The organism is Flammeovirga sp. EKP202, assembly GCF_014534745.1.
Classification (GTDB): domain Bacteria; phylum Bacteroidota; class Bacteroidia; order Cytophagales; family Flammeovirgaceae; genus Flammeovirga.
Genome location: NZ_JACVVP010000092.1, coordinates 1 through 15,554 on the forward strand (window position 1 = coordinate 1; position 15,554 = coordinate 15,554).

The window sequence follows — 15,554 nt, forward strand, 5'->3', positions numbered from 1 at the left end:
GGGAGAGTAAGTCGGCGCCACATTCATTAAATACAGAAGGTTAGTTAACACAAGATGTTGACTAACCTTTTTTTGTGGTAAAATATTGTAATATTTTGTTAATCAGTATTTTATAGTACGAATTTACTATTTTTTTAAAGTATTGATTGTTACCTTTGTAGGTACTAGTTAGGCTAACAGTCTACTGTATTTCAGATAGTTATTTTTTACTTTTTAGATAATACAGAGACGAATCTTATAAATATAAAATTTCACTAAAGTGACTAAAGCAGAAGTAATCACAGAAATTCTCAGAAAAATTGAGAAGCGTCAAGAAGCACAGACTTCAAACGCAGCAACTATGGTTGAAGTAGATAAAGAAGTAGTTGGACAAGTTTTAGAAGACTTCTTTAATGTAGTGAAGGACAAGATGGCTGAAGGTAATAATATCTACATCCGTCGTTTTGGTAGCTTTGTAAATAAAAAACGTGCTAGCAAAAAAGGTAGAGATATCTCAAGAGGTGAGATTATTCCTATCCCTGAACACTTCATTCCTAGTTTCAAACCTTCGAAGGAGTTTGTTGAGAAAATTAAAGGAAGTGACAAAGTACGTTTAATCAACGAAAACTAGTACTTGTTGCAAAGAATTGTATAAATTGTCCGCATCTTATAATTTAGGGTGCGGACTTTTTTTAATTTCAAATTATATATGGGAACTAAGCAGTATATTTTACTTGGTGCCGGAGTCGTTTTAGTTGTTATTCTTGCATTATTACCAAAAGCAGTTGTTACTGACAATAGTGAAGGAGTAGCAGAAGGAACAACAGCTACAACTACAGAACAACACTCAGAAGATGATGGACATGATCATGGTTCAGATCAATCTTCAATGGCACACACATCCAAACTACCAGCAGATACTCAAGCCACACTAGATCAATTTAAAAAAGAATTTGAGGCTGCAGATAACATTAAGAATAAAAGAGAAATTGCGGATAAAGCTTATGATCTTCTTTTAAAGATGAATAAGTTTGATCTAGCAGGTGATTGGAAGCTTGCATTGTATGGGGCTTCAAATGATACAAAAGATCTAAGAGCAGCAGCAGATGCTTATTATGATGCTTATACTTTTGCAATGAGTGAAGAAAGATCTGCTCAAATGGCTACAAAAGCTCAGGAACAATATCAAGCGGTATTAGAGAAAGACCCAAAAGATTTAGATGCAAAGGTGAAATTAGGAATGACATATATGGTTTCTTCTGCACCAATGCAAGGTATTGCCAAGATTAGAGAAGTAATTGCTGTTGACCCTAACCATCAGTTAGCTTTGTTCAATTTAGGACTATTATCTATTCAATCTGGTCAGTATAACAAAGCAATCGAGAGGTTCAAAAAACTGAAAGAATTATACCCGGATGATATGGAAGCAAGGTTCTATTTAGCTATTTCATTAAAGGAAATGGGTAGTCAGGATAAAGCTATTGATGAACTTAAATACATCAATAAAAACGCTGATTCTGAGGAGATTCGTGCTACAGCGCAGCAATATCTTGCAGAATGGGTGAATTAATGTAAATAAACACATAAAAAAGGTGATAAAGTTCGCCTTTCTCCATTTTTTGTTATAAATTGCGCATTCGTTCTGAGAGTATTAATATTCGATGAATGAATTTAAAGAAAAGATTTAACACACTTAACCTGTAAGAATATGCCTTGCGGTAAGAAAAGAAAAAGACATAAGATCGCGACTCACAAGAGAAAGAAGAGACTTAGAAAGAACAGACACAAGAAAAAGTAATGTTCTAGTCGCAGCTTAATCAAACCTTGCTCTAGTGAATCTAGGACAAGGTTTTTCATTATCTTAGAAAAAGAATTATTTTAGTATAGTAAAACGTTACTATACATTTTCATAGATTTATTGTTAACCTTAAACTTTTATTGAGTTGAGTAATGAACTAGTGATCAATTCAACTCCAGAGGGCAGCAGAATTGCTCTTATGAGAGATAAAAGTCTGGTGGAACTACACTATGATAATGACGAAACAAAATTTCAAGTAGGAGACATCTATTTAGGTGTTGTAAGAAAAGTGGTACCCGGTTTGAATGCTGCCTTTATTGACATCGGATATGATAAAGACGCTTTCCTTCATTATCTGGACTTAGGCCCTAAGGTCAGATCCCTATTGAAATACATCAAGCTTGCTCAAGGTAAGCACCACAAACATGTGAGTGAGAACCTCAAGCAGTTTCGTTTGGAACCTGAAATTGATAAACTCGGTAAAATCAATGACGTCCTAAAACAAAACCAAAAGATTTTAGTACAAGTTGTAAAAGAGCCAATCTCGACGAAGGGACCTAGATTATCATGTGAGCTCTCTTTAGCAGGAAGATACCTTGTACTTGTTCCTTTTAGTAATACTGTAAACATCTCTAAAAAAATCACTGATGCAGGTGAAAGAAGAAGACTATTGAAATTAGTCAATTCTATTCGTCCTGAAAACTTTGGTGTAATCATTAGAACGGTTGCAGAAAATCAAGAAGTTTCTGAGTTGGATAAAGACTTAAGAGACCTTGTGACTAAATGGGGAGAAGGCGTAAGCAAATTAAAGGTAGCTACTCCAAAAGAGAAAGTCATAGGTGAAATGAACCGTGCTACTTCTATGTTAAGAGATATATTGAATGAGTCATTCGATAGTATCACTGTAGATGATAAAGAAGTGTACGATGAAATTAGAAGGTTCATTTTACAAATCGCACCAGACAAAGCAGGAATAGTTAAACATTATTCAGGCAAAACCAAGCTTTTCGAACATCAAGGTATTGAGAAGCAATTAAAAACACTCTTTGGTCAAACTGTTAGCTTAGGTAGTGGAGGTTATTTGGTAATTGAACATACCGAAGCACTTCATGTTATTGATGTTAACAGTGGAAATAAGTCGAATGCAGAGAACAATCAAGAAGCTACTGCATTCAACGTAAACGTAGAGGCTGCTACAGAAATCGCCAGACAATTACGATTACGTGATATGGGAGGCATCATCGTTGTAGACTTCATTGATATGAAGAAAGCTGAGCACAAACAAAAGTTGTATCAGCATATAAAGCAAGAGATGAAAGCAGATCGCTCTAAACATACAGTATTACCACTGAGTAAATTTGGCTTAATGCAGATCACGAGGCAGCGTGTGAGACCTGAATTAAGTATTGTAACTAAAGAGAAGTGTCCAACTTGTAATGGCACAGGTAAGATTACAGCATCTATTGCTATCGCAGATCAAATCGAGTCAGAAGTGATGTACTTGTTAGAGAAGCAAAATGATGGCAAATTTAAATTAGGAGTTCATCCTTACCTTTATGCCTATTTTACATCAGGATTCCCTTCTCGAAGGATGAAATGGTTCTTTAAACATTTCAAATGGGTCAAAATCTTCGAAGACTCTTCGTTAGGACTGTCTGAGTACAAGTTTTTTGATCATCATGATGAAGAAATTTCTTTAAAATGATTTGATTAGCTTCTATCACACAAGATGTGGTAGAAGCTTTTCTTTTAAATAAACAAATAAACAAATTATCATATGATAATTTGTTTAGTGTAGTTATCTTTGTAAGTAAAAAAGGATTAAATATTAATATTATGTCAAAATTTAGTAACTTAATCAACAATTCAGAAGTTCCTGTTTTAGTTGATTTTTATGCAGATTGGTGTCAGCCATGTCACATGATTACACCAACTATTAAGTCAATAAAGTCAAAATTAGGCGAACGCTTAACTGTGGTTAAAATTAATTCAGATAAAAATCAACAGGCAATGTTGAAATATCAAGTCAGAAGTATTCCTACCTTGATATTATTTCACAAGGGAAAAATACTTTGGAGAAACTCAGGTGTGATGCCAGAACATGAATTGATGAAGGTGATCGAAAGATACACGTAACATTACTTTTAATTGCGAATCTACTTAACATGTCAAGCTTATCTTTTAATGAAGAAGTAATACAAGCTTCTCCTCTTGCTATCATGATACAATCTTGTGAGGGTGTGTCTACAGAATCATGGATGAAGTATATACAAGCCTTATTGGCTATTTCAGGTGCTGATGGAGAAATTTCTGAGGAGGAAATGGACTGGGTATTTACTGACTTCTTAGAAATTATAGGGGCTTCTGATGAACAGAAAGAAGAAATTAGAAGCTTTGATTATTTACAGGTCAATCTTGAGGAATTATTACCCAATTTAGATATCGATGTTCCTATGAATTTCAAAAGGACGTTGGTGTATGATGCAGTAATGATGGCAATGGCAGATAACGACTATGCCAAAGAAGAAAAAGAAGCCGTTTGGAAGGCTGCAGAGCTTTTAGGTATTCCTTACTTTATAGCCCGTACAATAGAAGGCCTTGTCAATACTGAAAAATCATTGGGAATGATCCGTAAGTCTTTATTTGAACTAGAAGAAGACACTGCTCATCCAATTGTTGGTTTGCAAAGTTTGAATATGAAACCGGCATCAGTACTGGAGAGAAATACATTTGGTATAAAGCTCACTTGTGAACAAACTCAACTGAATTATGGTTATGCTCTGATGATTATTGCAGGAGCGGATGGAATAGTTTCAGATGCAGAGAAAGAGTGGTATTTAGAGCAATTTGTGACAGTTTCAGAAACACCTCCACATATTGCTGAGCAAGTGGTTGCTTATGATTATAAGAGTGGTAAGTTACAAGATGTGATTGACAACTTGAAAGTGGATGTAACCATTAATTTTAAAAGAACTCTCCTCTATAATGCAGTTAAAATGGCGAGTGCTGATTTGAGCTTTCCTGAACAAGAGAGGGAAGCTTCAGAAAAGGTGGCAAATATTTTGGGTATTTCTCCAGATATTGCTCAGACCATTCATTATTTGGTGGATACTGAGGCTAAAATATCAAAGATGCGTTTGACTCTTTTTGAGTATAAATAATATGGTTCTTCTGTATAAGAAGAAAACCCTTTTCATAAAAAAGCCATTGCAATAAAGAAACTGCAATGGCTTTTTCTATTTTACAAAATTGCTCTATCGAGAAATAAGTTTGAAAATATCATTACCAAAGGCAAAAACCATAATCGATAATAAGATTAACATACCAATTTGTTGAGCAACCATCAATACTTTTTCTGAAGGTTTTTTTCCTGTAATGATCTCATAAGTTAAGAAAACTACATGTCCACCATCTAAGGCAGGAATCGGTAATAAATTCATAAATGCAAGTACCATTGATAACATACCAGTGATTGTCCAGAATTGTAACCAATGCCATGTCCCTCCATAAACTTCAGCAATACCAATTGGACTACTTACAGATTTACTAGCAGAAACTTCACCTCTAAATAGTTTTCCAAAGGCTTTGATTTGTACAAGAATAACATTGAAAGCGTCTTTTGTTCCTACAGGAATAGCTTCCATTAATGTGTATTTTTTGTATTCAGCATTAAGTCGAGACCTCATTTCAAAACCTAAAGTACCTTCGTTGGAAACTGTCATATTCAACTTAACAGGCTGTTCATCTCTCAAAACAGTTAATTCAATTTCTGTTCCCGCTACTTTTGAAAGAGCTACTCTAAATTCGCTGAAGTAAGGAACCTCTTTACCGTTAATGGCTACAGGTATATCATCAGCCTTCAATCCACCTTGATCAGCAGGAGTTCCTGGTAATACTCTTTTTACATAAAATGGATCTCTGAAGTAGACATAAGATTTGTTTCTGTATTTGTCATCACTCATCCATTCAATCATTTCTTTAGGAATGTCTACACGGATTTGTTCTCCATTACGATCTACAGTGATGTAACTATCAGATTCAAGAAGGAAATTAGGGTCTACAATATCTCTGAATTGCTTGGCAGGTTCACCGTTGAGGTTAACAACTTTATCGCCTGTTTTCAAACCAATTCTTTCACCAAGCTCACTTACATATAAGCCATATTTATTTACTTCTTCCATTGGAAGGTAACGTTCACCTGTACTGTAAGCAATGCCAATAAATATAATAACCCCAGTAATAACATTCATGATGATACCACCTAACATCACAATAAGTCTTTGCCAAGCAGGTTTAGTTCTAAACTCCCAAGGTTGAGGTTCAGCTTCTAAATCATCAGCCCCTTTGGACTCATCTATCATTCCGGCAATATCTACATAACCTCCCATGGGGAACCAACCTAATCCGTATTCAGTATCACCCTTTTTGAACTTAAAAATTGAAAACTTTAAAAGGTTAGGGAATGGAAATAAGAAGTCGAAAAATAAGTAGAATTTATTTACTCGTATTTTAAAAATCTTTGCGGCAAAGAAGTGCCCAAATTCATGTATTCCTACTAAAATTGATAACCCAGTTAATAACTGAGCAGCCATTATAAGTCCTTCCATCTTAAAAATTAAAACGTACTACTCTGTTTTTAATAATCAGAATAATAAGTTAGTTATAATATTTATTTATTTGACCATTGTTTTGCCAACTCTCTCACATTATGGTCAGTTTCAACATAATCCTCATATGTTGGAGTCTGTATGAACTTATAGTTTTCCATACAGAATTGGTTTAGTGCAGCGATATCTAAGAATTTGATCTCATCATTCAAAAATCGCTCAACAGCAATTTCATTGGCGGCATTGAGTATACAAGCACTGTTACCTTTTTTATCTAAACAGTCATATGCTAATTGTAGATTGACAAATGTTTCCTTGTCAGGTGCTTCGAAAGTTAGTGTAGGATAATCCATAAAATTGAAACGTTCGAAATCAGATGGTAATCTTTGAGGATAGCCTAGAGCATATTGGATAGGTAATTTCATATCAGGTAATCCCATTTGTGCTTTCATGCTTCCATCTTCAAATTGTACGAGTGAATGTACAATTGATTGAGGGTGTACAATGACATCAATCTGATCTGCATTGACGTCAAAGAGCCATTTTGCTTCAATTACTTCCAAACCTTTGTTCATTAACGAAGCAGAATCAATTGTGATTTTAGCTCCCATACTCCAGTTCGGATGCTTTAGTGCTTGAGCTTTGGTAACCTGAAGTAATTCTTCTCTTTTCTTACCTCTGAAAGGCCCACCTGATGCAGTCAGAATAACTTTCTCAATTGGATTGCTTTCTTCACCAACTAAACACTGATAGATGGCAGAATGTTCTGAATCTACAGGAATAATGTCAACACCTTTTTCAATTGCTTTTTGCGTCACAATTTCACCGGCAACTACTAAAGTTTCTTTGTTGGCTAAAGCGATTGTAATGCCTTGATCAATTGCAGTAAGCGTAGGTTTTAGCCCTGCATATCCTACAAGAGCAGTTAATACTATATCAGAATGTGTATTTTCTAATGCTTCACAGATACCATCTATAGATGTTAATACCTTTACTTTTGTATCTTTGAGTCCTTCTTTTAAAGAAGAAAATTTATCACTATTGCCAATGATGGCATACTTTGGTTGAAACTCAATACATTGCTGAATGAGAAGGTCTACATTATTTCCTGCAGATAAAATACTTACAGAAAATAAAGATGTATTTGCTTTAATAACATCTAAGGCTTGTGTACCTATTGACCCTGTAGAGCCAAGAATTGCAATTGATTTTAAAGTCATCAAATCTTTCTTTTTATGCATTTTCAAGAATGCTCACTTACTTCAATTGCGCAAGTTAATATCTATTACTATTCTCTCTCTATTTTTTAGCATTTCATTACAAACATTTTCGTGTTTTGCACAAGAAAATAAGATTTACCTTGATGAGTCATGGCAACTACTTCAAGAAAAGGGAAAAGTTCAGATGTCAGCTTTGAAAAAAACACCAAAAGCATTGCTCAATACTTACGCAGTCTTAAAGTTAGAAAATAAAGACTCATTGTATAAAAAAAATGTTGAATTAAGAGTAGAAGCTTTGGTAGATGATAAATATTTAGTGTTCGAAAAGAAAATTACACTTCCAGTAAATGAAGAAGTAATTCTACAAAGAAAACTAGATTTAGGTGAAGTTGATGTGGGGGTAGAAGTGCTACAGTTTAAGGTAATAGACCTTGAAAACCCATAAATTATTATAGCAATAATAGATTTGAAAGTAACAAAATACAAAAAGGAATATTGGATATATCTGACTTTAGTTGTTACTTTGGGCTATCAAAATTCGTCAGCATTGGCGACCATTTTATAATCACACATATATAGAGAGAAATTATGAATTTCCCAGCAGAATTAAAGTATACAAAAGACCACGAATGGTTAAGAGTAGAAGGTGAGTTTGCGTACATCGGTATTACTGAGTTTGCGCAAAGCGAGTTAGGGGATATTGTATTTGTGGACATTACAGCTGAAGATGAGGAGGTTGCAGAAGGCGAAGTATTTGGATCTGTAGAAGCAGTAAAAACAGTATCTGACTTATTTATGCCAGTAAACGGTGAAGTAGTTGGAGTAAACGAAGCAATTGATGCTGCTCCTGAACTAGTAAACTCTGACCCTTATGGTGAAGGTTGGATGATCAAAATCAAATTATCTGATCCTACTGAAGTAGACGGCTTATTAGATAGCGAAGCATATAAAGAAGAAATTGCTGATTAATTTCTTTTAAAATATATACAAAAAGAGTTGAGCAGTAAGTGGTTCAACTCTTTTTTTATAGACGTTAGGGTAATCGATCAAGTTTATATAGTTCACCCTAATTATTCCACTTTTCTCGTTTTTAACTATCGACCAATAATATAAGATGCAATTTTTCACCGGAAAGGTATATTTTGAATTAAGACCTATTATTGATAAACATCCTCAGGAACAAAATTTTATAGTTTATGGTAATGCTTCAGCTGAGACTTTATGGTCTAGATACCTTGCAGCAGAAAATGGAGATGTAGCAGGAAGTCCAAAATACCTTTTTTATACAACTGATTATCCAAAGCAAAGTGGTTTATTGCTAGAAAAATTTCAAGTTAGAAAAGCAGGTGGAGGAGTAGTTTTTAAAGGAGAAGAGCTACTCATCATGAAAAGAAATGGAATTTATGATATTCCTAAAGGTCATTTGGATGAAGGGGAGACTATTGAGGAGTGTGCAGTAAGAGAAGTGGAAGAGGAGACAGGTGTAAAAGCTGAAATTGAAACGTTATTACATCAAACATTTCATACTTATATCTATAAAAAGAAACATGTTTTAAAACATACCTACTGGTATAAGATGAAATCTACTGACGAGGAACAAAAACTAATTCCCCAAATTGAAGAAGGTATAGAAACTTTGGAGTGGGTGAAAATAAATGAAGTCAAAAATAAAGTCTGGAAAAACACCTATAAATCTATAAAAGAGGTATTTGAATTGTGTGGAGTATAAATATGGTGATTCAAAAAACGAAAATATTCTTATTCAATATTCTTCTATTAATTATTATGTTCAGTTTGGGTGCAAGTGCTCAAAATTTGGAAGTAGTAAAAGATAGTAAATCAGATTATTACGGCTATAAAAAAGAAGGACAAGAGGATTGGTCTATTAAGCCGAAATACGAAATAGCTTACCCTTTTAATTTAGATGGAATTGCAGCCGTCAAAAATGAAAAGGGTTTTATATTAATCAATACAAAAGGTAAGAAACTAACGGCTCATGCTTATGAACGTTTAGGTTGGTCTGATGATGCAGATTCAACGACTGCTCCATTATTTTATGGAAAACTTATTGGTGCGAAAAGCGGCAATAAATGGGGTGTGATTAATACAAAAGGGAAAGAGATCATTCCTGTTTCTTATGAAGATCTTAATTATTTTGTTAATGGAGTAACTATTGTAAACCTTCAAGGGCGATATGGAGCATTGAATACGGAAGGGGATGAAATCATTCCTACCACATTTCAAAAACTAAGGTTTATGGCAGGAGGATTACCATTGTTGGTGGCTAAAAACGATGGTCTTCAAGGAATAATTAATTTAGAAGGAAATTGGATCCTACCATTAGAATATTTAAGCGTAAAATGGGCTGGAAAAAAACTCATTGCAGCTATGACGGTAGAAGGTCAATGGCTTTTTATTGATCATTCTGGAAAGCATTTTTCTGATGAATTATATTCAAACTGGAAATGGTATCATAAGCAGAAAAAACTACTTTTAAATAGAAATGGAAGGTTTGGATTGTTGGATGAAAATGCCAAAGAGATTTATCCAACTATCTATAAAAACATTGAATTTACAGACTCTACAGTTATTGCTGAAAGTTTTCCTACACTGGAGTTAGGTACAATAGAGGGGAATTTACTGAGCACATGGAACTGCGACAGTATTTCTTATGCCGGAGATGATTTGGTGAGGTATTACACATCTGGGAAAGTCGGTATCGCAGACGTTAAAGGCCAAAATAAATTCTTTAATTTCTACGATGAAGTTGGAGAATTTATTGAAGGACAGGCGATCGTAAAAAAGAAAAATAAATACGGAGTTTGTGATACCTTGGGAAGGCTTATCATTCCTGTTCAATTTACGAATCTAAAGAGAATGCCTACAGGACATTATTGGACGTTAGATCAATCCAATTATCCTGATGTTTATGATCATAAAGGAAAGAACTTAACCATGCATAATTATGATATGGTAGGGGAATATTCTCAAGGGAAATATCTAATCAGAAAAGCTCGTCTTTATGGATATTTAGATAGTGATTTGAATGAATGGATTTCTCCGCAGTTTAAAGATGCTGAGTCATTTGTTGGACCCTATGCTGTTGTTAGGACAAATGATTATTATGGTGTCATTGACCTTGAAAAAAAATGGGTTATCACTCCTATTATTGATCGGTTAAAAACCGTTTCTGAAGGTTTATATTATTTTGAAGATAATCAAGAATGGGGAACACTTGGGATAGATGGAATTGAATGGTTCAGAACAGATTCTGCAACTGTTGAATCTTTTGAAGATGGCTATGTAGTCATGAAAAGAAGAGGACATTTCGGATTGCTGACCAGTAAAGGACGATTGAGTTTATCTACTAAATATGATTCATTGAATTTAGATTATTTGAAGGCAGGAAGAGTAGAAATGTACATGGATAGCACTTGGCTATACAAAGTAGTTGATGACAGAGAAGGAGAACCAACTCGAAGTGCTTATACCCTATATGATTCCGTTTATAATCCATCGGAAGGTTTTACAAAAGTAGAGATTGGAGAACGATATGGTTTTATGGATTATCTTGGTAGACTGAGGCTTTCTTGCCGTTATGAAAATGTTAGGGATTTCTCTGATGGTTTAGCACCTTTCTCTATTAATCATAAATGGGGTTTTATCGACCAAGAAGATGTGATTACACTGCAACCTCGATATGAAGATTTATATGGTCTGAAAAACAATATGGCAAAAGCAAAATCAAGAGGTAAATGGGGTGTTGTCAACAAAGATGGAAAAACGATTATTCCTTTTGAGTATGAAAATGTAGAACGTTCCGCTTTTGGGAATTGGTATATATGGGAAAAAGGAGGTCAAATGGGAATTTATATCCCAGGAGGAATTAAAGGTATTTATGGAAAATATGATCAAATCACAGATTTGGGTATAGGTTTCGTTGAGGTAAGTAATAATGATAAAGTGGGTATCGATAGAATTGATGGTTATAGCACCTGGAAAATAGTATATCACTCTATACAAGTTTTGCACAATAAGAAGTGGATTTGTTTAGAAAGAGAGAAAGCAGATGTATACAGTGTTCCATTATAATTTATTATGAGAAGAAACGGAACTTATTGATGGAGAGATAGTTTTATATAATTGTGAGCGAGTTATCAATATATAAAACTAGAGGAAGATGCGAGTGTTAGGATTTATGTTATTGTTTGTAAGTATCGTAATCTGTTTCATTTCTTTACAAAAGGAAGTACATTTTCATAATTACTATTCTCCTTCAGCTGTACTTAAAGATGGTGTAATAGTTGAGAAATATTCTTCCGGAAGTACAGATCTTTACAAGATGAATTAAAAAAAATAGAGTCATAAATAAAAAAAAGGCTTTTCTTCACGTTTATAATGAAGAAAAGCCTTTTTTGTTGCTTAACCGAATTGGTATGAATTACCTTCGGTCCAAGTCGGTTTACTATTGAACTTATCCAAATATGACTAAAATAAAACTCTTAAATAGAGATGCATTGTTAGGAACCATCTTCGTTTTTATGTTTATGGGACTTCTTCAGGCATCCAATGTTCAAATTGAGATTGTAAATGTATTTGAGCAGGTATTCGAAAACTTTCAACTAACCGATATTTATTATTCTAAACTACGAGATAGTAAGAAAGAGCATTTCGAAAAAGATATTGTACTTGTAAACATTGGTACACTTGATAGAAAAGGGATTGCCAAACAAATAGCACGATTGGCTTCTGAAAAACCCAAGGTAATGGGAATAGATGCTACTTTCGTAGGGCCAAGACCAAAAGATCCAGCGGGGGACTTCATGCTTGCTCAAGCTTTACGAATGATGGGAGACTCGTTCGTGTTAGCAACGATGCCTGATGAATGGAATCCTGGAATCTCAAAGTTTGATACCCTTAGAATGCCTTATGCTCCTTTTGTCGCCAGCACAGATCACGCTCACGTATTTACTGGTATTCTTACGGATGAAGACTTTACCACGTGGAGAGATTTCCCTGTTTATGTTGATATAAAAAATGGACAAAAGGAATATGCATTATCTGTAAAAATCGCTGAAAAATTTAATCCTGAAAAAACAGCAAAATTTCTGAAAAGGGGAAACCAAGTAGAACCAATCTATTTTAAAGGAAACTATGATAAGTTTATTAAGTTAGATGTAAATGACTTAAATGATCCAGATAGAGATTTCTCTTTTGTAAAGGATAAAATAGTATTGATGGGTTATATGGGTGATGGTTATACTGATAAGCACTGGGATGATGATAAGTTCTTTACACCATTGAATTCTAACCTTGTAGGTAGAGGATACCCTGATATGTTTGGTGTTGTAGTTCATGCTAACATTATTTCCATGATTCTCAATGAAACATACATTGATATGATGCCAGATTGGTTGAGTTATTTCCTTGCTTTCATTGTCTGTTATGTCAATGCAGTACTTTTTATGTGGATCGTTGAAAATCAGAAGTTAGCAGTTTGGTACAACGCTATAACGAAGTCAATTCAGCTCGTTGAGGCCATTATAATATTGTTTATGACCATGCTACTTTTTGGCTCATTTGGTTACCATGCGAATTTCACATTACTATTTTTTGTAATATTACTTTCCGGAGATTTAATTGAAATATTCTCTGAAATTTTATTGAGACTTTTCCGTGGTGTGAGAAACAAATGGAAAAAGTAAATCAAATGCGTAACTTGTGAATAACTTTTAATGGATTCTTTACGTACATAGAACTACAAAAAGATATTGCGAACTTCTGAATCCTGAAAATATACAAACTATGAAAATTAAGTTATTAGCCACCATTATATCAAGTCTCTTTTTGATCACATCAGCATATTCTCAAGAGGCAAAATTTATGGTACTCGGTGCAAAGGGTGAGGTGATGGTAGATGGAAAAAAGATACACACCGGAGATATGCTACTTTCTGGCCAATCTGTAGAAATAAGTGGGACAGCCCCTTATTTAGGATTAGCTTCTATCATGGGAGGTACTTTAGAGTTGAAAAAAAGTGGAACTTATAAAGTAGACGATCTTGGTAAAGATTTAGGTACGGCTGAAAGTGATTTAGTTTCTAAATACGTTGATTTTATTAAAGATGAATTAACCGGATCTGGCGAAACGGCATCTACACAAGCAAAATACGGATCGGTAACAAGATCATTAAAGAAGAAACCAATCTTCTTTCATATTCCAATTAATTCAAACGCAATTAAGTCTGAGGTGAATCTGACTTGGGAATTAAAAGGAAATGATAATGACGAAGATGTTTCTTTTAAAATCTACATCAAAGATAGAAAGCATCATATTTTGATTGAAGATGAGGTAGAGGGAACTGAGTATAAGTTAGACCTTAATGATCCTAAGCTGAATGATCAAAAGTATTTATTCTACTATGTAGAAGATGCTAGAAACAATAAAATTGCTTCTGATTTATATGCCTTTACAGTCTATGCAGATGGTGACTCAGAAGAAACTGCTAAAGAAATTGAAATGCTGAAATCAAACGATACAGCTCTTGGTCAATTGATTTTAGCGAAGTTTTACGAAGAAAAAGGTTTTATTGTAAATGCTTCAACTGCTTATGAAAATGCAATAGCACTTTCAGATGGTGATGAACAGTTTGTGAAGCTTTATGAAAACTTCCAAACGAGATATGGAAGTTAATTAAAAACTATAATTCAGAAGTAAAGGCATGGTGTTTAAGCTTTCCTATGATTAAGTTTTTAAATCGAAATGAAATGATAAAAGCCATTAGAATTACAGTTCTAATGGCTTTTATTTTGCTCTAATTGCTTTTTGATAGACTTAGAAAAGATCTGTCCTAACCCAGCAATCGATAGCACAACAAGCCCGCCTACAATCATTTGAGTAATAGAGTTGGAACCGCTGTTCGAAATATCCTGAAGGTTCTCCAGAGACTTTCCAAACCATACAGAAACTAATGTTCTTGGCAACATACCAATTAAACTACCCAATAAAAATTGTTGAATGGGAGTCTTAGCCCATGCAAGCAGTAAATTACTTAAGGCGAAAGGGAGAATCGGAGATAGCTTTGTAAAAGCTACAATTTTCAAAGGGGATTCATGAACCGTATTAATAATGGCGTTTGCAATAGGGTATTTCTGAATAGAATCATTAAACCGTCCCTGATCTATCCATCTTACTATAAAATAACATAGCAAAGCTGCAATCATATAGGCAGGGACCATTCCATAAAGAGCATTCCACCCTAAGAAATAGCCAGTGAATAAAGCCATGAATGTGGTGGGTGTAAGTGCAAGTGCCATAGTGAAACTTGAAATTATAAAAAATACGATCCACTCATTTACTGTAAAACTTGAGATGTAATCTTGGTAAGTATACCCCAGTGTAGCAATGGTAGAACTCGTCAATAATGGCAGAATACTTAGTCCTCCTCCAACAGAAAATGAAGATTTATTTTTCTGAAAAACCTCTTTAATACCCTTTATATTCATGAATTCTCTTAAATAATTGTCAATTTACGACTGCAAGGTAAAAAAAAATGACGGAAAGTTGTGTAATTAAAATTCTGCTTCTATATTTGCATCGCTTTTGTCAGAAACGGTGTTTGTGATAATCGCAAAAGGCCTCATTAGCTCAGCTGGTAGAGCAACTGATTTGTAATCAGTAGGTCACTGGTTCGACTCCGGTATGAGGCTCTAAAAATTTACAAGTCGTGTAAATTTCTGTAAAATATAAATTTGAAGCCTCATTAGCTCAGCTGGTAGAGCAACTGATTTGTAATCAGTAGGTCACTGGTTCGACTCCGGTATGAGGCTCAATTTTACTTCAAACATTCACAAGTCGTGTGGATTGATTTGTAAAGCCTCATTAGCTCAGCTGGTAGAGCAACTGATTTGTAATCAGTAGGTCACTGGTTCGACTCCGGTATGAGGCTCA

General features: G+C 34.4%; 14 protein-coding genes and 3 tRNA genes. 14 read left to right on the plus strand and 3 right to left on the minus strand.

Going from position 1 to position 15,554, the window contains the following annotated elements; all coding sequences use genetic code 11:
• Positions 1 to 340: 340 nt before the first annotated feature.
• The 5 genes from IC221_RS28445 to IC221_RS28465 all read left to right on the plus strand — a co-directional run bounded on the left by IC221_RS28445 (position 341) and on the right by IC221_RS28465 (position 4,938).
• A complete protein-coding gene (locus tag IC221_RS28445) occupies positions 341 to 610 on the plus strand; it encodes an HU family DNA-binding protein (protein WP_044212451.1) in 270 nt (89 codons plus the stop codon).
• A 78-nt stretch (positions 611 to 688) separates the two neighbouring features.
• Complete coding sequence (locus IC221_RS28450) at positions 689 to 1,549, plus strand: tetratricopeptide repeat protein (protein ID WP_188172188.1); 861 nt, start codon at positions 689 to 691, stop codon at positions 1,547 to 1,549.
• Positions 1,550 to 1,922: 373 nt separating this feature from the next.
• A complete protein-coding gene (locus IC221_RS28455; protein WP_188172189.1) occupies positions 1,923 to 3,482 on the plus strand; it encodes an Rne/Rng family ribonuclease in 1,560 nt (519 codons plus the stop codon).
• Positions 3,483 to 3,613: 131 nt separating this feature from the next.
• Positions 3,614 to 3,913, plus strand: a complete 300-nt coding sequence (trxA, locus tag IC221_RS28460; protein ID WP_188172190.1) for a thioredoxin — start codon at positions 3,614 to 3,616, stop codon at positions 3,911 to 3,913.
• A 29-nt stretch (positions 3,914 to 3,942) separates the two neighbouring features.
• Positions 3,943 to 4,938, plus strand: coding sequence for a TerB family tellurite resistance protein (locus tag IC221_RS28465; RefSeq protein WP_188172191.1), 996 nt, complete (start codon positions 3,943 to 3,945; stop codon positions 4,936 to 4,938).
• Positions 4,939 to 5,031: 93 nt separating this feature from the next.
• Here IC221_RS28465 and rseP read toward each other — a convergent pair whose 3' ends face one another.
• Both rseP and IC221_RS28475 read right to left on the minus strand, forming a co-directional pair.
• Entirely contained in the window at positions 5,032 to 6,384 is a 1,353-nt protein-coding gene (gene rseP, locus IC221_RS28470) for an RIP metalloprotease RseP (protein ID WP_188172192.1), read from the minus strand.
• Positions 6,385 to 6,446: 62 nt separating this feature from the next.
• Positions 6,447 to 7,604, minus strand: a complete 1,158-nt coding sequence (locus IC221_RS28475; protein WP_169659839.1) for a 1-deoxy-D-xylulose-5-phosphate reductoisomerase — start codon at positions 7,602 to 7,604, stop codon at positions 6,447 to 6,449.
• Positions 7,605 to 7,650: 46 nt separating this feature from the next.
• On the opposite strand from IC221_RS28475, the gene IC221_RS28480 reads away from it, so the two are divergent.
• The 6 genes from IC221_RS28480 to IC221_RS28505 all read left to right on the plus strand — a co-directional run bounded on the left by IC221_RS28480 (position 7,651) and on the right by IC221_RS28505 (position 14,297).
• On the plus strand, positions 7,651 to 8,049 hold the full coding sequence (locus tag IC221_RS28480) for a hypothetical protein (RefSeq protein WP_188172193.1): 399 nt from the start codon (positions 7,651 to 7,653) through the stop codon (positions 8,047 to 8,049).
• A gap of 143 nt (positions 8,050 to 8,192) precedes the next feature.
• Complete coding sequence (gcvH, locus tag IC221_RS28485; protein ID WP_188172194.1) at positions 8,193 to 8,573, plus strand: glycine cleavage system protein GcvH; 381 nt, start codon at positions 8,193 to 8,195, stop codon at positions 8,571 to 8,573.
• A 145-nt stretch (positions 8,574 to 8,718) separates the two neighbouring features.
• On the plus strand, positions 8,719 to 9,333 hold the full coding sequence (locus IC221_RS28490; RefSeq protein ID WP_188172195.1) for an NUDIX hydrolase: 615 nt from the start codon (positions 8,719 to 8,721) through the stop codon (positions 9,331 to 9,333).
• Between the two features lie 2 nt (positions 9,334 to 9,335).
• Entirely contained in the window at positions 9,336 to 11,696 is a 2,361-nt protein-coding gene (locus tag IC221_RS28495) for a WG repeat-containing protein (RefSeq protein WP_188172196.1), read from the plus strand.
• A 392-nt stretch (positions 11,697 to 12,088) separates the two neighbouring features.
• Positions 12,089 to 13,309: a CHASE2 domain-containing protein gene (locus IC221_RS28500; protein ID WP_188172197.1), complete on the plus strand. Its 1,221-nt coding sequence runs from the start codon at positions 12,089 to 12,091 to the stop codon at positions 13,307 to 13,309.
• Positions 13,310 to 13,409: 100 nt separating this feature from the next.
• Positions 13,410 to 14,297 (plus strand): hypothetical protein, encoded by an 888-nt coding sequence (locus tag IC221_RS28505; RefSeq protein ID WP_188172198.1) that lies wholly within the window; start codon positions 13,410 to 13,412, stop codon positions 14,295 to 14,297.
• 101 nt (positions 14,298 to 14,398) lie between these two features.
• Here the strand turns inward: IC221_RS28505 and IC221_RS28510 are convergent, their stop codons facing one another.
• The gene (locus IC221_RS28510) at positions 14,399 to 15,109 is read right to left on the minus strand and encodes a TVP38/TMEM64 family protein (RefSeq protein WP_188172199.1); all 711 of its coding nucleotides are present in this window, start codon (positions 15,107 to 15,109) and stop codon (positions 14,399 to 14,401) included.
• A 131-nt stretch (positions 15,110 to 15,240) separates the two neighbouring features.
• Here IC221_RS28510 and IC221_RS28515 point away from each other — a divergent pair.
• From IC221_RS28515 to IC221_RS28525, 3 genes are all read left to right on the plus strand, one after another.
• Positions 15,241 to 15,313, plus strand: a tRNA-Thr gene (locus tag IC221_RS28515).
• Positions 15,314 to 15,360: 47 nt separating this feature from the next.
• A tRNA-Thr gene (locus tag IC221_RS28520) sits at positions 15,361 to 15,433 on the plus strand.
• A 46-nt stretch (positions 15,434 to 15,479) separates the two neighbouring features.
• Positions 15,480 to 15,552 (plus strand) — tRNA-Thr (locus IC221_RS28525).
• The last annotated feature ends 2 nt before the right edge of the window (positions 15,553 to 15,554 follow it).